Source organism: Phaeacidiphilus oryzae TH49, assembly GCF_000744815.1.
Taxonomy (GTDB): domain Bacteria; phylum Actinomycetota; class Actinomycetes; order Streptomycetales; family Streptomycetaceae; genus Phaeacidiphilus; species Phaeacidiphilus oryzae.
The window spans coordinates 6,486,513-6,506,705 of the sequence record NZ_JQMQ01000005.1; the positions used below are offsets into that span (position 1 = coordinate 6,486,513).

Sequence of the window (20,193 nt, forward strand, 5' to 3'; positions counted from 1 at the left end):
GGGCTCAGACCGTCGTCTGCGGGGTGCCGGGCACCACCCGCACCGCGTCCCGGCAGGAGTCCAGGAAGGACTCCGCGACCGGGAGGACGATCGCGGCCGAGCGCACCCGGTGGTGCTCGGGGTCGACGCCCGGCGGGGTCGTGCCGTGGTCCCGCAGCGCCTCGGCGGCCCGCCGGAGCTTCTGCCGGGCCTTGATGATCCCGCTGTCCGCGGGGACCAGGCGCTCCTTGGTGCGGTCGACGATCGGGCCCATGCTCTCCTGGAGGGAGGCGTCCTGCATCGCGATCCCGGCCACTCCGGAGTAGGTCTCGCCGCGCTTCTGCGCCGCCCGGTCGATCAGGTAGTCGTTGTCCATGTTGGCGGCCGGCCGGTAGGTGCCGGGGATGTTCCTGCTGTGGACCCCGTGCCCGTCGATCATCGCCTGCCGCTCGGCCGCGGTGAGCGCCCGCACCGGGTGGTAGTCGAAGGAGTACGTCCAGCAGTTCTCGTCGTCGATCGGCACCCAGAAGTGGCCGTGCACCGGATGGTCGCCGCGCGGCGGCACCATCGTGAAGGCGGGCATCACATACGGGGTGATCCGCCAGTAGTAGCTGCCCTCCTCGGCGTTCCGGCGGGCGCCGACGAAGAGCCCGCCGTCGCTCTCCGCCACCTCGAAGAAGGGCTTGGTGTCCCTCATGTTGTACTCGTTGCCCTTGGCGCCCTTGAACAGCGGGTCGCTCCTCAGGCCGCCGCTGTGGAGGAAGGTGACATGGCTGGAGTCGATACCGCCCTCGAAGGCCTGCAGCCAGTTGCACTGCTGCCAGCGCTTGGAGGTGTAGGTCTGCTCCGCGGGCACGGTGGCGAACTCGAACTCGGGCAGCGGCGGCCGCTTCGCCGGGTCGCCCATGTGGGTCCACAGCACGTCGCCGATCCGCACCAGCGGGTACGCGGTGAGCTTCACGTTGGCGCAGAAGCTGGGGTTGTCGGCCTCCGAGGGGACCTCCACCGCCTGCCCGGTGACGTCGTACTTCCAGCCGTGGTACGGGCAGCGCAGCCCGGAGCCCTCGTTCCGGCCGAACCAGAGGGAGGCCCCGCGGTGGGCGCAGAACTCGTCGACCAGGCCGAGGCGGCCGGCGCTGTCCCGGAAGGCGACCATCCGTTCGGAGAGGAGCTTGACCCGCACCGGCGGGCAGTCGTCCTCCGGCAGTTCCTCGGCGAGCAGTGCCGGTATCCAGTACTGCCGGAAGAGCTCGCCCATCGGCGTGCCGGGACCGGTCTGGGTGAGCAGCTCGTTGATGTCCTGCCTCAACATGGGGCGGTTCCCCTTCTTCTGGTGGACGCGTGAACGGGGTTGCGGAGGCGGGCCTCTGACGCCGGATCAGGCCTGGTCCGCCGGGACCTCGACGGAGAGGCCGTCGAGCTCCTCGGTGATCCGGATCTGGCAGGCCAGCCGGCTGGTGCCGCGCCGCTCGGCGACGGCCATGTCGAGGAGGTCCTCCTCCATGTCGCCCGGCGGCCCGACGCGCTCGGCGAACTCCTCGCCGACCCAGACGTGGCAGGTGGCGCAGGAGCAGTTGCCGCCGCACTCGCCGATGATCCCGGGCACTCCGCTGCGTACGGCGACGGCCATCACGGTGTCTCCCACCTCGGCGTCGACGGAGTACTCGGTACCGGCGCTGTTGAAGATGACCTTGGACAAGGTGCGTCCTCTCGACGTCCGTTGGTATGTCCATTAGACCAGAGCGATCGAGCGCTGGACAAGCGCCCGATTCGTTGACACCTCCAAAATATTGGCCTTAGGGTCCTACCAATAGATCGTGACAGAAGGGGCCGCCCGCATGCCGAAGGACGCCATCGTCAACGAGACCCTGGCCGCGAAGTTCGCCACCGAGAAGGACTCCCCGTACACCCGCTGGGTCGCGGACGAGGGTCTGGAGATCATCGCCGCCCACTACGTCCCGGACCTCCGCACGGTCGAACTCAGGCCGTGGGAGCGGCGCGGCGGCCGCGGGGTCTTCATCAACCACGAGGCCTCCCGGACCTCCAACGACTGCTACGTCTGCGAGATCCCGGCCGGCGGGAAGCTCGCCCCGCAGCGGCAGCTGTTCGAGGAGATGATCCTGGTCCTGGACGGCCACGGATCCACCCGGGTGTGGAACGACGCGGGCCGCGAGGTCACCTTCGAGTGGGGCCCCGGCGCGCTCTTCGCCATCCCGCTCAACGCCCACCACCAGCACTTCAACGGCTCCGGCAGCGGGCCGGCCCGGTTCGTCGCCTCGACCAACATGCCGCCCGCGCTCAACCTCTACGACGACCCGGAGTTCATCTTCGGCACCGCCCGCGACTTCCCGGGCCGCTTCGACGGCGAGCCGGACTACTTCTCGCCCAAGGGCGAGCAGAAGGGCCTGCTGCTGGACACCAACTTCGTCGCGGACGCCGCCGCGCTGCCGCTGATCGAGGCCAAGGAGCGCGGGGCCGGCGGCGGCCACATCCGCTTCGCGATGGCCAGGGGCTCGATGAACAGCCACATCTCGCAGTTCCCGATCGCCACCTACAAGAAGGGCCACCGGCACGGCCCGGGCGCGCACGTCATCATCCTCTCCGGGCACGGCTACAGCCTGATGTGGCCGGAGGGCGAGGAGCCGCGCCGCTACGAATGGGGCCCCGGCACCCTGATCGTGCCCCCCAACATGTGGTTCCACCAGCACTTCAACACCGGTACGGAGCCGGCGCGGTACCTCGCCTTCAAGCACGAGACGGTGTCCGTGCGCAACGCCCAGGGGGTGCCCAAGGCCTGGATCAGCCGGCGGATCGGCGGCGACCAGATCGACTACGCCGACGAGGCCCCGGTGGTCCGCCGGCTGTTCAGCGAGGCGCTGGCGAAGCACGGGCTCAAGCCGGAGATGGCCGAGGCCTACGCGAACGAGCTGGCCACCCTGCCCCCGCAGCCCGGCGAGGCCGGCGCCCCGGCCTCCGCCTGATGCCGGAGACACCGCCGGTCTGGGCCCCGCACTGGTCGCCTGGCGACCACGACCACCACCACGACCACGACGAGGACGAACTCCCGCTGACCGGCAACCCGCTCTGGCAGCAGGACAACGTGCTGCTGCGCAGCGTCGGCATGGACATCGGCTCCTCCGGCACCCAGGTGCTCTTCTCCGAGCTCCATCTCCGCCGCATCAGCGAGGACCTGACCAGCCGTTACATCGTGGTCCGGCGGGAGACCCGGTACCTCTCCCCGGTCGCCCTCACCCCGTACGCGGACGCCGAGCTGATCGACGCCGGGGCGCTCGGCGGGATCATCGACCGGGCCTACGCCGCCGCCGGAGCGGTCCCGGAGGAGATCGACACCGGGGTGGTGATCCTCACCGGCGAGGCGCTGCGCCGCCGCAACGCCGAGGCGATCGCCGGGATCCTGGCCGAGCGGGGCGGGGAGCTGGTCACCGCGGCCGCGGGCCACCATATGGAGGCGATGCTCGCCGCCTACGGCTCGGGCGCCGCGCAGCGCTCGTACCGGAGCGGCGGCCGGATCCTCACCGTGGACATCGGCGGCGGCACCACCAAGCTCGCCCTGGTCGAGGGGGGCCGGGTGCGGCACACCGCCGCCGTGCGGATCGGCGGCCGGGCGCAGGTGGTGGACGCCGCGGACCGGATCGTCCGGCTCGACCCGGACGGCCGCCGGCACGCCCTGGCCGCGGGCTACGACTGGCGGTTGGCGGACACCGCGCCCGCCGAGGCGCGCGCCGAGGTGGCGGAGGGGATGGCCTGCGCCCTCCTCTCCGTGCTGGCCGGGGCGCCGGAAGCCGGTCTCTACCTCACCGAGCCGCTTCCCAGGGAGGCCCTGACCGGCCTGGACGGAGTGCTCTTCTCCGGCGGGGTCGCGGAGTACGTCTACCACCGCGAGCGGCGGGAGTTCGGGGACCTCGGCCCGCTGCTCGGCCGGGCGCTGCGGCGCCGGGCCGAGGCGGGGGAGCTGCCGGCCCCGCTGCTGCCGGCGGGGGAGTGCATCCGGGCCACCGCGCTGGGGGCCTCCGAGTACAGCGTCCAGCTGAGCGGGAACACCGGGGACCTGGCGGCGGCCGAGCGGCTGCTGCCGAGGCGGAACCTCCAGGTCGCCCGGGTGCACTGCGCCCTCGGCGAGGCCCCGATCGAGGCCGGCCGGGTCGCCGCGTCGGTACGGGAGGCGCTGCGCTCGCTCGACCTGCTGGAGGCCGGGCCGGCCACGGGAGACGTGGCGCTCGCTCTGGAGTGGAGCGGCCCGCCGAGCTACGAACGGGTCAGCGCCTTCGCGCGCGGTGTGCGGGACGGCGCGGCGGCCCGACTGGCCGGCGGGCGGCCGCTCTACCTGGTGCTGGACGGCGATCTGGCGATGACCCTCGGGCGGCTGCTCCGTGAGGAGCTGGGCGTCGGCGGCGACCTGCTGGTGATCGACGGGATCGCGCTGCGCGAGTTCGACTGGATCGACATCGGGCGGGTCCGCTTCCCGTCCAACACCGTGCCGGTGACCATCAAGTCGCTGGTCTTCGGGGAGGGCGCGGACTGAGCTCACCGGCCGGCGGCCGAGCCCGGCCGGCCGCTGGTGGTCCGCACCGACCTGGCCCCGTACGGGCGCCGTCCCGCTGGACGGCGCCCGTACGGGGCTTGTCGCGCCGGCTGGAGTCGGTGCTCCAGGCGCACGGCGGGCACCGCTACGACCCGGACGGCGACCGGGCGCCGGGAAGCGCGCCGGAGGGCTCACCGGCACCTCCGGCGCGCGGGCCTCGCCGCGCCGTATCGCGGGCTCTCCTCCAACGACCCGTACGCGTCCGCGGCGCGGTCAAGCCGCCGTCGCCTCCTTCGGGGGGGAGGGGAGAAGGGTCTTCAAGGGGACCGATACGTCGGCCGCCGCCCGCGGCGGGAACGTCGCGCCCTGGTCCAGCGCCCGTCGCGCGGCCATGTAGTCGGCGGGAGAGTTGACGCACTCGGCGCACAGGAGGCGCTCGGCGCGGTAGTAGAGGACGGAGAAGCGCTCGGTGGCCGGATCCCCGCGGAGGACCGTACGGTCGTGGCCGGTCGGCAGGCCGGCGATCTGCAGTTTCAGGTCGCCCTGGAAGGACCAGAACCAGGGGGTCGGGAGCGAGGCGGCCCCGGCGCCCGGCCGAGCAGCGCGGCGGCCGCCGCCTGCGCCTGGGCGACCGCGTTCTGCACGGACTCCAGGCGTATCCCGGCGCCCTCGCCCCCCGCCGCCCGCCGTACCGTGCAGTCGCCGGCCGCGACCACCCCGGGATTGCTGGTGCGGGAGGACTCGTCGACGAGGATGCCGCCCCGGCACTCGAGGCCGAGGCGTTCGGCGAGCTCGGTGCGCGGGAGCGCGCCGGCGCCGATCAGCACCAGGTCGGCGGGGACGGCGGTCCCGTCGGCGAGCCGTACGCCGGTCACCCGGCCGTCCCCGCCCTCGCCCTCGGTGAACCCCGCCACCGGCGCGGACAGCCGGACCTCCGTCCCGCGTCGCCGGTGCGCCGCCAGGAAGAACGCCGAGAGCCGGGGGCCCACCGCCCGGCCCAGCAACCGGTCGGCCGCCTCCAGGACGACGGCCTCGCAGCCCGCGGCGCGCGCGATCGCCGCCGCCTCCAGCCCGATGAACCCGCCGCCCACCACCGCGATCCGCCGCGCCCCGGACAGCCGTGAGCGCAGCTCGGCCGCCTCGTCCTGGCCGCGCAGATAGCAGACGCCGTCGAGTCCGGCGCCCGGCAGCCGGTCGAGCCGGCGTGCGGCGGCCCCGGTGGCGAGCGCCAGCCGACGGAAGCGGACGGTGCCGCCGCCGGCCAGCCGCGCGCTCCCCGCGCCCGAGCGGCCGGGTTCGTCCAGGGCGAGGTCCTCCACCGCGGCCCCGGTGACCAGGGTGATGTCCTGGTCCCGGTAGAACTCCGGGCCGCGCAGCGCCAGCGCCGCCCGGTCCACCCGGCCGGCCAGGAACTCCTTGGAGAGCGGCGGCCGCTGGTACGGCGGATGCGGCTCGTCCCCGACCAGCACGATCGGCTCGGTGTCGCCGAACTGCCGTAGTGAGACCGCGAGTTGGAGCCCCGCCTGGCCCGCGCCGACGATCAGGGTGCCCGCACTGAGTTGTTCCCTCTCCGGCACTGCACTCTCCCTTGATTTTGGTTAGTCCATTGAACCATGATGGGGCCTGCCGCGGAAGGCGGATCCGTTGACGCTCCTAGGGTCCGTTGATATAAACGGTTAGGCCAATGAAGGGTGACGTGGTCCACGCCACCGGCCGCAGGCCAGCACCGCCGCGCCGCGCGCATTCCACCCGTACGAACCGGAGCCGGACGGCCCCGGACCAAGGGGAACTTCATGAGCGACAAGAAGCAGGGGCGGGTCTTCCTCCGGGGCATCACCTCCGAGAGCTACGGCCTCAACGAGTTCCGCCGGCGGCAGCTCGCCGCGGAGCGGGTGCGGGACGACTCGGTGGTGGTGGACGACGCCAAGGTCGGCCACTCCGGGGACTCCGCGCAGTCGCGCACCTGGTGGCGGATCGGGCCGGGCGACGACCCGTTCCTCACCCAGAGCCTCCAGGTGCACTTCGTCGAACTGCCGCCGCAGAGCTCCAACCACGGCCACGGCCACCAGAACGAGGCCGCCTTCTACATCCTGGAGGGCCGCGGCTACGAGATCCACGACGACCAGAGGTACGAGTGGGAGCAGGACGACCTGGTCATCGTCCACACCGACTCGGTGCACCGACACTTCAACCCCTATGACAGCACCGCCCGCTGCCTGATCTTCAAGGCCAAGTCGCTGTGGATGTACCTCGGCCTGGTCCAGCAGGGCCGCAGTGGGCCGATCGAGGACGCGGACCGCTACGGCCCGCGCCAGGACTGGTCGCAGCTGTGGACCCCGGACGTGGAGAAGAAGCGCAAGGTGGTGAAGTCCGCCGACACCCCGTGGGAGCTCACCCCGCTGGGCAGGGTCCGCACCATGTCCCGCCCCGGCGACGACGTCCGGACGTTCAGTGTGGACACCTACGTGCTCGACATCCCGGCGGGCAGCCGCTCCGGCCGGCGCTGGCACATGGCCGACGAGGTGCTCTATGTGAAGTCCGGCTCCGGCTACAGCCTCCACTGGCAGGTGGAGGCGGAGATCGCGGAGAAGTACCACGCCCGCGTCGCACTGGAGCCCACCCGGCACGAGTTCAAGGCCGGCGACACCGTCTATGTCCCGCACAACACCGTGGCCCAGCACTTCTCCGCGGACGGCGAACCGGTCAGCCTGATCTCAGGTCAGAACCGGATCTTCAAGCAGCTCGGCTACGACCGTACGGTCTACCTGGAGAACGCCCCCGAGTACGACGAGGCCAACGGCTGACCCGACCCGCACGAGAAGCACGAGGAGAGCCCGCCCATGCCGGAACAGAGCCGTTCCGCCGCCGCCGTCTGGTCCGAGCCCGGGTTCGCCGCGGCCTGGGCGGGCGCCGATCCCGCCGGCGAGCACGATCTGCTGGCGCTGCCGCGCCGGATCGCCGCCCGGCTGATCGCCGCCGAACTCCCCGCCCCGCGGGTGGTGGTGGACATCGCCGCCGGCCCGGGCGGCTTCCTGGAAGTGCTGCTGGACGCCTTTCCGGGGGCGCGCGGGATCTGGCTGGACGCCTCGGCGCCGATGCGGGAGCTGGCCGGGGAGCGGCTCGCCCGCTTCGGCGACCGGGTCGACTTCCGGCTCGGCGACATGGTCGATCCGGCCGCCGCCGGCCTCGCCGAGGGCGGCGCCGACGTGGTGCTCAGCTCCCGCGCCAGCCACCACCTCTCCGGCGGGGAGCTGCGCGCCTTCTACCGCGGGGCGGCCGCGCTGCTCGCCCCCGGCGGCTGGTTCGCCAACCTCGACCACATCGGCCCGGTCGACGCCTGGGACCGCCGGTACCGGGCGGTGCGGCGGGCGATGGCCCCGGCCAACCGTCAGGCCGCGCCGCCGCACCACCACGACTATCCGCTGGCCGGCGCCGCCGAGCACCTGGACGCCCTGCGCTCGGCCGGCGTCCTGGACGCCGACATCGCCTGGAAGGCCTTCTTCACCTGCCTCTTCATCGGCCGCGCGGCCCCGGCGCAGCCCGCCGCCGATCCCACCCGCCCCCACCCCTAGCCGAGGACCCGCATGACCGACACCTCTCCGAGACCCGCCCGCCAGTCCACGGCTCTCGCCGGCCGCCTGGGGCCGCTGCGCGGCCGGCGGGCGCAGCGCTGGCTGCACGTCAGCCTGCCGCTGCTGATCGCCTTCTCGGTGGCCCAGCTCAGCAAGTCGTCGATCGGGGTCATCGTCACCGACCCCGGCTTCAGCCACCGCTTCGGGCTCGACGTCCATCCCGGCTCGGTCGGCTGGCTGACCAGCCTCTTCCTCTACGCCTACGGACTCGCCCTGCTGGGCTGGGGGTTCGTCCTCAAGCGGCTCGGGCCGCGCACCTCGATGCTGATCGGCACCGCGCTGTGGGTGGTGGCCCTGGCCATCCCGCCGTTCGTGAACTCGCTCGGCGAGCTCTATGCCAGCCGTGTCCTGCTGGCCGTCGGCGAGGCCTGCTTCTACCCCGTCGCCCACACCCTGACCGCCCGCTGGTTCCCGATGCACGAGCGGGCCCGGGCGAACGCCTCCTGGCTCTCCGGCATCTTCGTCGGCTCGGCGCTGGGCAGCTCGCTCACCGCTGCGATGATCTCCGGGGCCGGCTGGCGGGTCACCTTCTTCGTCCAGGCACTGGTCGCGGCGCTGTTCGCGTTCGGCGTGGTGCTGGCGCTGCTCCAGAACCGGCCGGACGAGGTGAAGGGGGTCAGCGAGGAGGAGCGGCGGCACATCGAGGCCGGGCGCTTCGAGTCGACGACCGTGATCCCCAAGCGCGGCCCCGACTCGCCGTTCCGCAACTACCGCTACTGGCTGACCATGCTGATGTACGTGGGCACCAACGGGCCTTTCTACGGGCTGGTGACGTGGGTGCCGTTGTATCTGCGCAGCGAGCGGCACGTCCAGCTGGGCGACATCGGCCTGGTGCTGACGGTGGCCAACGTGCTGTCCATCGCGGTGATGCTGGTGGTCGGGCGGCTCTCGGACCGGAAGGTGCGGCGGGCCGGCTGGGCCGCGGTGGGCTTCGCGATCGAGGGCGTCGGCATTCTGGGGACGGCGCTGTTCGGCAACGCGACCGTGGACAGCGTCTTCATCTTCCTCGGGCTGGCCGGCAACGCCTGGTGCGTGGTGACCAACTGGTCGCTGCTGCACAGCCTGATGCCGACGCGGCAGGCGGAGAGCTCCAGCAGCCTCTTCTCCTCGCTGACCAACCTGGTGGGCGCGGTGCTGCCGGCGCTGATGGGCACGCTGCTGACCGCCACCGGCGGGTACACCGCGGGCTTCGTCCTGATGTTCGTCTTCGTGCTGATCTCCCTGGGCTGCTGCCTGGTGCTGCGGCCGCAGGGGTACTGAGCGATCGTCGGGTGCGGGCGGGTGGGTGGCTGGCCGCGCAGTTCCCCGCGCCCCCGAATCGCAGGCCCTTCGGGCCGCAATTCCGGGGCGCCCCGGGAGTTGCGCAGCAACTCAAGGGGCGCGGGGAACTGCGCGGCCAGCCACCCACCCGCCCGCACCCGACGTCGGCTCAGGACTTGCGCTTGCGGCCGCCCCGCGCCGGAGCGGGATGCAGGCGCCGCTCCGTGCGGGACAGGTGGTCGCTCATGATCTGCGACGCCGTCTCCGCGTCCCCCTCGCGCAGCGCCGCGAGGATCTTCCGGTGCTCGGACAGCCCCCGCCGCCCCATCTCCGGCGCGGTCGCCTGCGCGGTCTCCAGGGACATCAGCAGCGGTCCGTGGAAGGAGCGGACCAGCAGCTCGAACGCGGAGTTGTGGGTGGCGGCGGCCAGCCGGGTGTGGAACTCGACCGACAGCTCGACGTCGTAGTGGCCGGCCTTGAGCGCGGCCTCCTGCTCCTCGCAGATCCGCTCCAGATCGGCGAAGTCCTCCTCCTCGGCCGCCTCGGCGAGCACCGGCATGATGCCGACCTCCAGCACCCTGCGGACCTGCGTCACCTCGCTCGGCGAGACCGAGGAGAGGGTGAGGAGGTCGATGATGCTGGCGCCGACCCGCTCGCTGCTCGGCTGGGTGACGAAGGCGCCGCCGTGCGCCCCCACCCTGATCTCCACCAGGCCGCTGGCCTCCAGCACCCGCAAGGCCTCGCGCACGGTGACCCGGCTCACGCCGAACCGCTCGCACATCTCCCGCTCCGGCGGCAGGCGGTCGCCCGGAGTGAGCTGCCCGGAGTGGATGAGGGAGCGCACCTGGTCCACGATCAGCGCCGAGATGCGCCGGTCGTTCACCGCTGTGAGCAGGCTGCTCGAACGATCGTCCGGCGCCTTGTCGGTCGTCGCTCGACGCGGCATGCGAGGGTCCTCTCTGTCCTGACTGACGGCTGTCCCCAGCCTATCCGATGTGGTCATACCAATAGGCCCGCTGCCCCGCCGCCAATCAGCCGCCGGCCCGGAGAAAGTGCCTCCGCAGCCATTGCAATGGTCATACCGTCAGTCCAGAATGACGTTGATCCTGAGAGGGGCACCCATGCACATCGCACGGAAACTCCGCAGATCCCCCCGCCGCGCGGCCGGCGCACTGGCCGGGGTGCTGCTGCTGGCGGGGCTCAGCGCCTGCGCCGGCGCGGCCTCCGCCACCGGGGTGGACGCCCGCCCGCAGCCCGCGCGCTCGCCGGCCCAACTCCTGCCGGAGGCGCGGAAGGAGGGCTCCGTCGTCTGGTACACCACCTTCGCCGACGACGACGTCAACCACATGATCGCGGCCTTCCAGAAGACCTATCCGGGAATCCGGGTGAAGGCGCTGCGGCTCAGCGCCGACCAGCTGCCCACCCGGCTGGTCACCGAGCAGCGCGGCGGAAAGTACACCGCCGACGTGATCTCGGCCGACTGCGAGCCCGTCTACCAGCTGATCAAGGTCGGCACCCTCGCGCCCTACGCCGCTCCGCAGCAGATGGCACTGCCGCCCCAGCTGCGCGATCTACCGGACGGTTACCGCAATGTCGTCTACGTCCTCACCAGCACCATCGCCTACAACCCGGAAGCGGTCAGGAAGGCGGGGCTGCAACCGCCGACGTCCCTCCAGGACCTGACGAAGCCCCAGTGGCGCGGCCGGTTCTCCATCGACCCGAGCGCGATCAACTGGTACGAGAGCCTGATCTCCTCGATGGGCCACGCGGCGGCACTGCATCTGGTGGAGGAGCTCGGGAACAACGATCCGCAGCTGGTGGAGAGCCACACCCAGTCGCTCACCCAGGTGCAGAGCGGCGAGCCGGCCGCCTCGGTGAACGCCTACGGATACAAGGCGTCGGCGCTGTCGAAGAAGACGCCCACCCGGATGGCCTTCAGCAACACCGACCCACTGCCCTCCGCCGCGGCCCTGGCGGAGCTGGCGAACAGGGCACCGCACCAGGCGGCCGCGGAGCTCTTCCTGGACTGGATCATGTCGCCCGCCGGGCAGCGGATCGTCGTCCAGGTCACCAACCACACCGTACTGGGCGAGACCGCGGCCGACGACAAGAGCGTCTGGAACCCGGCGAAGTGGAAGCCGGCCTGGTCCCTCCCGGTCATCACCGCCGACACTTACAACCGGTACCTGACGGAGTATCAGAAGGCGCTTCACGACGGGTGACCCGCCCTCGGGCCCGGCCGGCGCCGACCGCCCCCGCCTGGCCGCCACCTCCGGATCGTCCCCTCAGGACGCCCGCCACTCCCATCCCCGCCGATCCCGGCCGCTCCGCCGATCCCGCCGCTCCGCCGATCCCGCCGATCCCGCCGATCCCGCCGATCCCGCCAAGGACGGACCCCGATGAGCCTGACCACCAGATCCCGCTCGGCCCCGCCGCCCCCGCCGCCCGTGCCGGAAGCCGCCGCGCCGCGCGTCCCGCACCGCCGATGGGAGGCACTGCTGGGCTGGTTCCGCGACCCCCGGCACCTCCTGCTGACCGCCGTGGCGATCGTCGTCGCCTATCTGGCGGTGGTGCCCGCGGCCACCATGGCCGTCGCCAGCCTGCAGTCCTCCTTCCTCTCCGTGGGCCCGGTGCAGTGGACCTTCCGCCACTACGCGGAGACCCTGGGCGACGGCGACTTCTGGGCGATGGCCGGCAACTCCTTCGTCTACGCCGTCTCGGTCTCCGTCATCTGCACGGTCGTCGGCTTCGCCCTGGCCTGGCTGGTCACCAGGACCAACACCCCGGCCAAGTGGTTCGCCCGACTCGCCGCGCTGATCCCGCTGATCGTGCCCGGCATCCTCAACACCGTCGCCTGGGCGCTGCTCTTCGCCCCGCACACCGGCCTGCTCAACGAGCTCTTCCGGGCGGTCGGCCTGCCCGCCTTCGACATCTACTCACTGCCCGGGATGGTGCTGGTGCAGTCGATGCACGTGGTGCCGGTGGCCTTCCTGATGGGCAGTGCCGCCTTCGCCACCATGGACTCCTCGCTGGAGGAGGCGGCGCTCAGCTCCGGTGCCCCGCCGCGGCGGGTGTTCCGGCTGGTGACCGTGCGGATGATCCGGCCCGCCGTGATGTCCGCCGCGCTGCTGATGTTCGTGCAGACCATCTCCACCTTCGAGGTGCCGCAGCTGATCGGCGTCCCCGGGCACACCTTCGTCTTCGTCAGCCGGATCTACAAGGCGCTGCAGACCTTCCCCACCGACTACGGCTCGGTCGGCGTGATCGGCATCTTCATCCTGGTCGTGGCCGGACTGGGACTGTGGCTCTCCCGGCGGGTGGGCGGCGGCGGGGCGGCCACCCAGACCATCAGCGGCAAGGGCTTCCGCCCCGGCACCACCGACCTGGGCCGCTGGCGCTGGCTCGGTCTCGCCGCCTCCGTGCTCTTCTTCCTGGTCGCGGTCGCCCTGCCGCTGCTGATGCTGCTCTGGTCCTCCCTGCTGCCCGGCTACGAACCGCCGTCCGCGTCCGCCCTCCGCCATCTCACCCTGGCCAACTACCGTGCCGTGCTCCACACCCCCGACCTCACCGCCTCGGTCCGCAACAGCCTGGTCACCGCGTTGATCGCGGGGGCGGTCGTGACCGTCCTCAGTTCGCTGGTCGCCTACGTCACGGTCAAGACCAAGGTGCGCGGCCGGGCCCTGCTGGACGGGCTGGCCACCGTGCCGATCGCGGTGCCCAGCGTGGTGATGGGCGTCGGCATCCTCTACTGGTACCTCACCGCGCCGATCCGGCTGCACCTGTACGGGACGCTGGCCATCCTGGTGATCGCCTTCGTCACCATCGGCCTGCCGTACGGGATGCGGTACATCGCCCCGGGAATGGCCCAGATCAAGGACGAACTGGAGGAGGCCGCCGCGACCAGTGGGGCCACCTGGTGGCGGACCTTCCGCCGGGTGGTGGTGCCGCTGCTGGCGCCCTCGCTGCTCTCCGCCTTCCTCTACACCGTGATCGTCGCCTTCCGGGAGATCTCCGCGGCGATCTTCCTCTACACCCAGGACACCCAGGTCGTCTCGGTGACGATCTATCAGCAGTGGTCCAACGGCAGCTATCCGATCGTGGCCGCGCTGGGTGTGCTGATCGTCGTGTTCCTCGCCGTCGTGGTCGGACTGGTCCGGCTGGTCGGCGGCCGGGCCGGCCTCCAGCGCGGCTGACCGACCGGCCCGCCAACGACTCGAAGGGGAGTCTCAATGATCGAGATAAGCGGACTGACCAAGCGCTTCACCGGTAGAGCGGTGACCAGGAACGCCGTGGACGCCGTGGACCTGTCCATTCCCGAGGGGCGCCTGGTGACCCTCCTCGGCCCGAGCGGCTGCGGCAAGACCACCACCCTGCGGCTGATCGCCGGTCTGGAGCGGCCGGACAGCGGCGAGATCCGGATCGGCGGCAAGCTGGTCTGCGCCCCCGGCCAGGGCGTGTACGTCGGCGCCCACCAGCGGCCGATCGGCGTGGTCTTCCAGTCCTACGCGGTGTGGCCGCACATGACCGCCGCGGAGAACGTGATGTTCCCGCTGCGCCAGGGGCAGCGCCGGGTGCCCGCCGCCGAGGCCAGGCGGAAGGCGATGGCGGCGCTGGACCTGGTCGGTCTCGCCGACCTCGCGGACCGGCCGGCGCCCGCCCTCTCCGGCGGCCAGCAGCAGCGCGTCTCGCTGGCCCGGGCGCTGGTCAGGGAGCCCGAGGTGCTGCTCCTCGACGAGCCGCTGAGCAACCTCGACAAGGGCCTGCGGGACCGGGTGCGGGACGAGATCCGCGCCGTCCAGCAGCGGCTCGGCATCACCACCGTCTTCGTCACCCACGACCAGGACGAGGCGCTGGCCGTCTCCGACGAGGTGGTCGTGATGAACCTCGGCCGGATCGTGGAGCGAGGGGCCGCCCAGGACGTCTACGCCACCCCGCGCGAGGAGTTCACCGCCCGCTTCATGGGGATCTCCAACAGCCTGCCGGGCGCGGTGATCTCGGTCGCGGACGGGGTGGCCGAGGTCGAGGTGGCGCACGGCAAGCTGAGCTGCCTGGTCTCCGACGGTCTCGGCGCGGGCGACCGGGTCAACGTCTTCGTCCGCCCGGAGAGCCTCGGCCTCTCCCGCAAGGGCGGTGCGGAGCGCGGGGGCTGGCAGGGCACCGTGGAGTTCTCCATCTACCACGGCGACTGCTGGGACTACCACGTCCGGGTCGGCGACGACCTCCTCCGCTCCCGCATCTACCGCGCGAAGGCGGGCCTGGCGCACGGCGACCCGGTGTACGTGGTCCCGGAGGAGGAGTCGGCGATCGCGCTGCCCGCGGGGGCCTGACGAGGGCCGGCCCAGGACCGGACCGCGCGGCGGGTTCTAAGCTGCTGGTATGCGCATCCGACCGATCCTCGATACCCCGGTGTCCAGTGGCGGGCCGCGCCCGGCCGGCGGGCTCGCCGAGATCGGCGCGCAGCTCGCCGAGGGCGGGGTCGCCGTGCTGAGCGGCGCGGGGATCTCCACCGAGTCCGGGATCCCCGACTACCGCGGCGAGTCCGGCCGGCACCAGCGGCACACCCCGATGACGTACCAGGACTTCACCGGCGACGAGGCCAATCGCCGCCGGTACTGGGCGCGCGGCTACATCGGCCGGCGGGCGATGGCCCGGGCGCGCCCCAACGACGGCCACCGCGCGGTCCAGGCGCTGCGGGCCGCCGGGCTGGTCACCGGCGTGATCACGCAGAACGTGGACGGCCTCCACCAGGCCGCGGGCACCGCCGACGCGGTGGAGCTGCACGGCAGCCTGGACCGGGTGGTCTGCCTGGACTGCCGCCGGATCACCCCGCGCGACGAGCTGGACGCCCGGCTGCTCGCCGCCAACGGCGAGTTCCTGGCCGAGACCGAGGCCGAGGGGCTCCGGGTCAATCCGGACGGCGACGTGGAGCTCCCCGACGAGCTGGTCGACGGCTTCCGGCTGGTCCCCTGCCTGACCTGCGGCGGCGTCCTCAAGCCGGATGTGGTCTTCTTCGGCGAGAACGTCCCGAAGGAGCGGGTGGAGCGCTGCTTCGCGCTGGTCGGCTCGGCCCGCTCGCTCCTCGTCCTCGGCTCCTCGCTGGCCGTCCTCAGCGGCCTCCGCTTCGTCCGACGGGCGGCCGCGGACGCCAAGCCGGTCTCCATCATCAACCTCGGCCCCACCCGCGGCGACGAGTACGCCCACGCCCGCGTCGAACTCCCCCTGGGCGAGGTCCTCCCCCTCCTGGCCCGCCGCCTGGGGGCGCCGCTGCCCGCGGAATGGGCATAGATACAAGCTTGGATACAAGGGCTGGTACCCTCGCCGGGTGATCGAGGATGCCGAGCGGCCGAGGCGCGTCTCCGCGGCGCACCAGGTCTATGCGATGACCAAGGAGCTGATCCTCAGCGGGGAGCTTCCGCCGGGGAGTCTGATCAGTGAAGGGGAGATCGCCGAGCGGGGGAGGGTGAGCCGGACCCCGGTGCGGGAGGCGTTCCTGCGGCTGGAGTCGGAGGAGCTGCTGGCGCTGCATCCCAAGCGGGGGGCGGTCGTCGTGCCGGTGCCGCCGGGGGAGGCGCTGGACGTGCTGGAACTGCGGCTGGCCATCGAGGGGTCGGCGGCCGAGCGGATCGCCAGGAGCGGGCTGGACGCCGCCGACCGGGTGCGGCTGCGGGAGACGATCGCCGAGCAGCGCGAGCACGCCCGGTCCGGCGACGTCCGGGCCTTCGCGGTCGCGGACGAGGCCTTCCACCGCGGGGTGGTCGAGGCCTCCGGCAACGCGATCGCCGCCCGCTTCTACGCCACCCTCGGCGACCGGCAGCGCCGGATGAGCATCACCGCGCTGGGTCCGCGCCCGGACCGGCTGGCCGAACTGGCCGACGAGCACGAGGAGTTGCTCGGCCACCTCGCCGCCGGCGACGGGGCGGCGTTCACCGCGGCCCTGCGCGCCCACCTGTCTGCGACCCACGGTTCACCGTGAGTGGTCCGGGGCGCGGTCCCGGGCCGCCCTGGCCGGATCGCAGGCCGGTTCGCTACTACGGAAAGTTCTGCCACAGATGCTCGACGTTCGAGGGATATCCGTGTCGTCCGCGCCTGTCGCCGCCCGGCGTTGGCCGGTCGTCGCGGCGGCCATGTTCGCCTGCGGGTGGGGTGGGAACCAGTTCACGCCGCTGCTGCTGATGTACCGGCGGCTGGGCGGCTACTCCGCCCTCAGTGTGGACGCGTTCCTGGGGGCGTATGTGGTCGGGCTGGTGCCGGGGCTGCTGCTGGCCGGACCGGTGTCGGACCGGAGCGGTCGGCGGCGGGTGATGGTGGCCGGGACGGCCGCCTCCGTGCTGGCCAGTGCGGTGCTCTGCTTCGGTGGGCAGAGCGCCTGGGCGATCTATGCCGGACGGCTGGTCACCGGCGTGGCGGTGGGGATCGCCATGGCGGTGGGGACCAGCTGGGTGAAGGAGCTGTCGGCCGCGGCGGACGGTGGCGGCGACAGTGGGGCCGCGGCCCGGCGGGCCTCGTTCTGCCAGACGGTCGGGTTCGGGCTGGGCGCGGGTGTCGCCGGGGCGCTGGCGCAGTGGGGGCCGTGGCCGATGGTGCTGCCGTACCTGGTGCACATGGCGATCACCGCCGCGCTGCCGGTGCTGCTGCTGCGGGTGCCGGAGACCAGGGGCGGGGCGGCGGGCGTAGAGGCGGCGGGCGCCGGGGCGCCGACCGCCGGTCCGGCGCGCGGGCTCGTCCTCGGGCTGCTGCGGGATCTGCGGATCCCGCCGCCCGCCAGGCGCCGGTTCCGGCTGGTGGTGCTGCCGATGGCGCCCTGGGTGTTCGGCGCGGCGGGGCTGGCGTACGCGGTGATGCCGCAGCTGGTCGGGGCGAAGGTCGGGCAGTGGGGGCTGGCGTACGCGACCGCGCTCACCGTGCTGATGCTGGGCACCGGCGCGGCGGTGCAGCCGCTGGCGAAGCGGCTGCGGGGAGCCGGCGGCCACGGCGGCCGGGCCCCCGTGGTGGCGATGTCGGTGATGCTGGCCGGCGCGGTGCTCTGCGCCGTGGACGCGCGGTGGCTGTCGCCGTGGGCGGCGGCGGTCGGCGCGGCGGTGCTGGGCGCCGGCTACGGGATCACCGTGGTCACGGGGCTGCTGGAGGTGCAGCGGATGGCCGGCCCGGACGACCTCGCCGGGCTGACCGGCGTCTACTTCACCCTCGCCTACGCGGGCTTCCTGCTGCCGACCGTGCTGGCGACCCTCTCCGGGCTGGTCTCCTACCCGGTGATGCTGGCCGCCGTCGCCCTGCTGGCGCTGTGCTGCCTGGGCCTGGTCTGCTTCGGGGTGCGGCGGACCGCGGCGGAGGGGATCCGCCCTCAGTCCTGATCGATCGTCACATGCTTGGGGTAGAAGGCGACATGGCCGGCGATCTCGGCCACCGCCGGATGCGGCTCGGGGTACGTCCACACCGCGTCGGCGATCTCCTGCCCGTCCCCGGTGCGGAGGGAGTAGTAGGAGGCCTCGCCCTTGTACGGGCAGTAGGTGTGGCTCTCGGTCCCGGTCAGCACCGCGGGGTCGACGTCCTCCAGGGGGATGTACTGGACCGGCGGGTACCCGCCCTCCAGGCCCTCGGAGAGGGTCAGTGCCCGGCGGGTGTCGGCGACCACCGCCCCGCCGGCCCGGACGACCACCCGCCTGGGGTTCTTCTCGATGGTGATCGGGTGGTCCGGTCCGGGCACCCGCGTCTCACGCGCCATCTCGCTCCTCCGGGACTCGCGGCGGTTCAGGTCCGCCCACCAGGCTACGCCGAACCGGCGCTCCGGCGGAGACCCGGCGGGGACCCGGCGGAGACCCGGCGGGACGGCGTTCACCGGCGGGTCACGGCTTCACGCCCACCCCGGCGTAGAGGGTGGGGGCCAGCGGCGCCGGCGGCGCCGGCTCGGGGCCGGGGGCCTTCGGCCGCCAGTCGTGCGCCAGCACCAGCCCCGGCTCGACCAGGTCGGTGCCCGCGAAGAGGCCGGAGACCTCCTCGTGGGTCCGGAAGACCAGCGGCGCGGTCGCGTTGCGGTAGATGTCCACCCCGCCGGTCCGGAGCTCGGCCTCGATGCCGTCGGCGGTGCCGTGCGAGAGGATCAGGCAGCTGCCGGGGGCCAGCGGCGCCAGGAGCTCGCGGACCAGTCCCGCCGGGTCCTCCTCGTCGCGGATGAAGTGCAGGATGGCGACCAGCATCAGCGCCACCGGGCGGTCCAGGTCGAGGACCGCGCCCGCCTCGGCGAGCAGCGTCGCCGGCTCGCGGAGGTCGCCCAGCAGCACCCGGGTGCGGCGGGACGGGTCCATTCCGGCGAGCAGGGCGCGGGCGTGGGTGAGGACGATCGGGTCGTTGTCCACGTAGACCACCCGGGCGTCCGGGGCGACCTCGGCGGCGACCTCGTTGGTGTTGCCGGGGGAGGGGATGCCGGTGCCGACGTCCAGGAACTGCCGGACGCCGCGGGCGGCGGCGAAGCGGACCGCACGGCCAAGGAAGGCGCGGTTGGCCCGGGCCACGTCCCGGGTCTGCGGGTAGAGGGCGATGGCCTGCTCGGCGGCCTCGCGGTCGGCGGCGAAGTTGGTCTTGCCGCCCAGGTAGTAGTCGTACATCCGGGCCGGGTGCGGCAGATGGGTGCGCAGGTCGACGCCCTGCTCGTACTCCTCGCCGGGCTGCTCCCCGGCCTCGGCCCCGGTGGTCTGGTCCGCCACGCGCGTTCCGCCTTGTCCTCAACTCCGCCGCGCCGAACGGTTCTTCGGGCGGCACCGGAAATGAATCATGCCACGCGGAGGCCGGTCAGGCGCAGCAGCGCAGCGGAGTGCCGCCGTTGAGGGCGATCATGTGGGAGAGCGCGGGACCGAGCGGGAGCGGGGCGCCGGGCGGGGTGCCGTCCAGGTCGGCGAGGGCGCGGAGGAGGTTCGCGCCCAGGCGCTCGCTCTCGCCGAGGGCGCTGTGCGGGCCGAGGTCGGCGGCGCGCGCCGCCGCCAGCGGGTCGGTTCCCTCGGCCCGGGTCCGCCGGGCGAGTTCGAGGAGGCGGTGGAAGTAGTCCGCGGCGTCGTCGATCGCCTCCGGTCCGCAGACCGGTCCGTGGCCGGGGACGATCACCGCCGGGTCCAGCTCGCGGAGCACCTGAAGGGCCGTCAGCATCCCGGTGGCGGAGCCCATGAAGCAGAACGGGCTGCGGCCCGGCATCAGCAGGTCGCCGGCGAAGGCGATCCGCTGCTCGGGCAGCCAGACGATGGTGTCGCCGGTGGTGTGCGCGACCCCGGGGTGGATCAGCTCGATCCGCAGCTCGGGGTGCGGAAGCCGGTGGACGGTGGTGGAGTACGTGGTGGTGGGCGGCGCCAGGATGATCTCGCCCCAGTCGATGTCCGGCCAGATCTGGTGGAGTTGGAGCCCGGCGGCCAGCAGCTGCTCGGCGCACTCGGCGTGGCCGACGACGGTGGCGTGCGGGAGGAACACCGAGTTGCCGTAGGTGTGGTCGCCGTGGTGGTGGGTGTTGACGACGGTCCGCGGGGCCGCGCCGCCGCACAGCCGCAGGGCGGTGTCCCGGAGCGCGGTGGCCCGGGCGATGGTGGCGGCGGTGTCCACCAGGACCGGGCCGCTCGGGGCGTCGATGACGCCGGCGTTGCTGATGCACCAACTGCCGGGCGGCTGGAGGTAGGCGTGCACGCCGGGAGCGAGCTCCTCGGTGAACGGCGCGGTGGCTTGGTCGTACGCGGTGCTGCGGGAGATCGACGCGGGCATGGGCCAAGCCTGCCGTACCCCGAGCCGCGGTGGTGACCGGGG

Annotated in this window: 19 protein-coding genes; 11 read left to right on the forward strand and 8 right to left on the reverse strand. The window is 72.9% G+C overall.

Going from position 1 to position 20,193, the window contains the following annotated elements; genetic code table 11:
• Positions 1 to 4: 4 nt before the first annotated feature.
• Both BS73_RS32575 and BS73_RS32580 read right to left on the reverse strand, forming a co-directional pair.
• Positions 5 to 1,291 carry an aromatic ring-hydroxylating dioxygenase subunit alpha gene (locus BS73_RS32575; RefSeq protein ID WP_037577971.1) on the reverse strand — a complete coding sequence of 429 codons (1,287 nt, stop codon included), beginning with the start codon at positions 1,289 to 1,291 and terminating at the stop codon, positions 5 to 7.
• 66 nt (positions 1,292 to 1,357) lie between these two features.
• Positions 1,358 to 1,678, reverse strand: a complete 321-nt coding sequence (locus BS73_RS32580; protein WP_037577973.1) for a 2Fe-2S iron-sulfur cluster-binding protein — start codon at positions 1,676 to 1,678, stop codon at positions 1,358 to 1,360.
• 139 nt (positions 1,679 to 1,817) lie between these two features.
• Here BS73_RS32580 and BS73_RS32585 point away from each other — a divergent pair, with 139 nt between their 5' ends.
• Both BS73_RS32585 and BS73_RS32590 read left to right on the forward strand, forming a co-directional pair.
• Positions 1,818 to 2,960: a cupin domain-containing protein gene (locus BS73_RS32585; protein WP_037577975.1), complete on the forward strand. Its 1,143-nt coding sequence runs from the start codon at positions 1,818 to 1,820 to the stop codon at positions 2,958 to 2,960.
• Complete coding sequence (locus BS73_RS32590) at positions 2,960 to 4,522, forward strand: ethanolamine ammonia-lyase reactivating factor EutA (RefSeq protein WP_037577977.1); 1,563 nt, start codon at positions 2,960 to 2,962, stop codon at positions 4,520 to 4,522. Before BS73_RS32585 ends, BS73_RS32590 begins: the two co-directional genes overlap by 1 nt.
• A gap of 273 nt (positions 4,523 to 4,795) precedes the next feature.
• On the opposite strand, the gene BS73_RS40155 is transcribed toward BS73_RS32590, so the two are convergent.
• Both BS73_RS40155 and BS73_RS32595 read right to left on the reverse strand, forming a co-directional pair.
• Positions 4,796 to 5,059, reverse strand: coding sequence for an oxidoreductase C-terminal domain-containing protein (locus BS73_RS40155; RefSeq protein WP_235215759.1), 264 nt, complete (start codon positions 5,057 to 5,059; stop codon positions 4,796 to 4,798).
• Positions 5,056 to 6,099, reverse strand: a complete 1,044-nt coding sequence (locus tag BS73_RS32595; protein WP_235215602.1) for an NAD(P)/FAD-dependent oxidoreductase — start codon at positions 6,097 to 6,099, stop codon at positions 5,056 to 5,058. The genes BS73_RS40155 and BS73_RS32595 overlap by 4 nt, the downstream gene beginning before the upstream one ends.
• A gap of 216 nt (positions 6,100 to 6,315) precedes the next feature.
• Here BS73_RS32595 and BS73_RS32600 point away from each other — a divergent pair, with 216 nt between their 5' ends.
• From BS73_RS32600 to BS73_RS32610, 3 genes are read left to right on the forward strand one after another with little or no spacing between them, the layout of a single operon-like run.
• The gene (locus BS73_RS32600) at positions 6,316 to 7,326 is read left to right on the forward strand and encodes a cupin domain-containing protein (RefSeq protein WP_037577979.1); all 1,011 of its coding nucleotides are present in this window, start codon (positions 6,316 to 6,318) and stop codon (positions 7,324 to 7,326) included.
• Positions 7,327 to 7,362: 36 nt separating this feature from the next.
• Positions 7,363 to 8,094, forward strand: a complete 732-nt coding sequence (locus BS73_RS35340) for a class I SAM-dependent methyltransferase (RefSeq protein ID WP_051941249.1) — start codon at positions 7,363 to 7,365, stop codon at positions 8,092 to 8,094.
• Between the two features lie 12 nt (positions 8,095 to 8,106).
• A complete protein-coding gene (locus BS73_RS32610; RefSeq protein ID WP_037577980.1) occupies positions 8,107 to 9,414 on the forward strand; it encodes an MFS transporter in 1,308 nt (435 codons plus the stop codon).
• A 169-nt stretch (positions 9,415 to 9,583) separates the two neighbouring features.
• On the opposite strand, the gene BS73_RS32615 is transcribed toward BS73_RS32610, so the two are convergent.
• Positions 9,584 to 10,360, reverse strand: a complete 777-nt coding sequence (locus tag BS73_RS32615; protein ID WP_063837113.1) for a FadR/GntR family transcriptional regulator — start codon at positions 10,358 to 10,360, stop codon at positions 9,584 to 9,586.
• Between the two features lie 175 nt (positions 10,361 to 10,535).
• Here BS73_RS32615 and BS73_RS32620 point away from each other — a divergent pair, with 175 nt between their 5' ends.
• The 6 genes from BS73_RS32620 (at position 10,536) to BS73_RS32645 (ending at position 17,765) form a co-directional block, all read left to right on the forward strand.
• Positions 10,536 to 11,636 carry an ABC transporter substrate-binding protein gene (locus BS73_RS32620; RefSeq protein ID WP_037577981.1) on the forward strand — a complete coding sequence of 367 codons (1,101 nt, stop codon included), beginning with the start codon at positions 10,536 to 10,538 and terminating at the stop codon, positions 11,634 to 11,636.
• 177 nt (positions 11,637 to 11,813) lie between these two features.
• Positions 11,814 to 13,607, forward strand: coding sequence for an ABC transporter permease (locus tag BS73_RS32625; RefSeq protein WP_037577982.1), 1,794 nt, complete (start codon positions 11,814 to 11,816; stop codon positions 13,605 to 13,607).
• Positions 13,608 to 13,643: 36 nt separating this feature from the next.
• Positions 13,644 to 14,741: an ABC transporter ATP-binding protein gene (locus BS73_RS32630; RefSeq protein WP_037577983.1), complete on the forward strand. Its 1,098-nt coding sequence runs from the start codon at positions 13,644 to 13,646 to the stop codon at positions 14,739 to 14,741.
• A gap of 49 nt (positions 14,742 to 14,790) precedes the next feature.
• On the forward strand, positions 14,791 to 15,699 hold the full coding sequence (locus BS73_RS32635) for an NAD-dependent protein deacetylase (protein WP_037577984.1): 909 nt from the start codon (positions 14,791 to 14,793) through the stop codon (positions 15,697 to 15,699).
• Between the two features lie 37 nt (positions 15,700 to 15,736).
• On the forward strand, positions 15,737 to 16,387 hold the full coding sequence (locus BS73_RS32640; protein ID WP_235215603.1) for a GntR family transcriptional regulator: 651 nt from the start codon (positions 15,737 to 15,739) through the stop codon (positions 16,385 to 16,387).
• A gap of 100 nt (positions 16,388 to 16,487) precedes the next feature.
• A complete protein-coding gene (locus BS73_RS32645; protein WP_200886750.1) occupies positions 16,488 to 17,765 on the forward strand; it encodes an MFS transporter in 1,278 nt (425 codons plus the stop codon).
• Here BS73_RS32645 and BS73_RS32650 read toward each other — a convergent pair.
• The 3 genes from BS73_RS32650 to BS73_RS32660 form a co-directional block, all read right to left on the reverse strand.
• Positions 17,756 to 18,136 (reverse strand): DUF427 domain-containing protein, encoded by a 381-nt coding sequence (locus tag BS73_RS32650; protein ID WP_037577985.1) that lies wholly within the window; start codon positions 18,134 to 18,136, stop codon positions 17,756 to 17,758. The genes BS73_RS32645 and BS73_RS32650 overlap by 10 nt on opposite strands.
• A 121-nt stretch (positions 18,137 to 18,257) precedes the next feature.
• Positions 18,258 to 19,115: an SAM-dependent methyltransferase gene (locus BS73_RS32655; RefSeq protein WP_063837114.1), complete on the reverse strand. Its 858-nt coding sequence runs from the start codon at positions 19,113 to 19,115 to the stop codon at positions 18,258 to 18,260.
• An 85-nt stretch (positions 19,116 to 19,200) separates the two neighbouring features.
• Entirely contained in the window at positions 19,201 to 20,151 is a 951-nt protein-coding gene (locus BS73_RS32660; protein ID WP_037577986.1) for an MBL fold metallo-hydrolase, read from the reverse strand.
• Between the last annotated feature and the right edge of the window lie 42 nt (positions 20,152 to 20,193).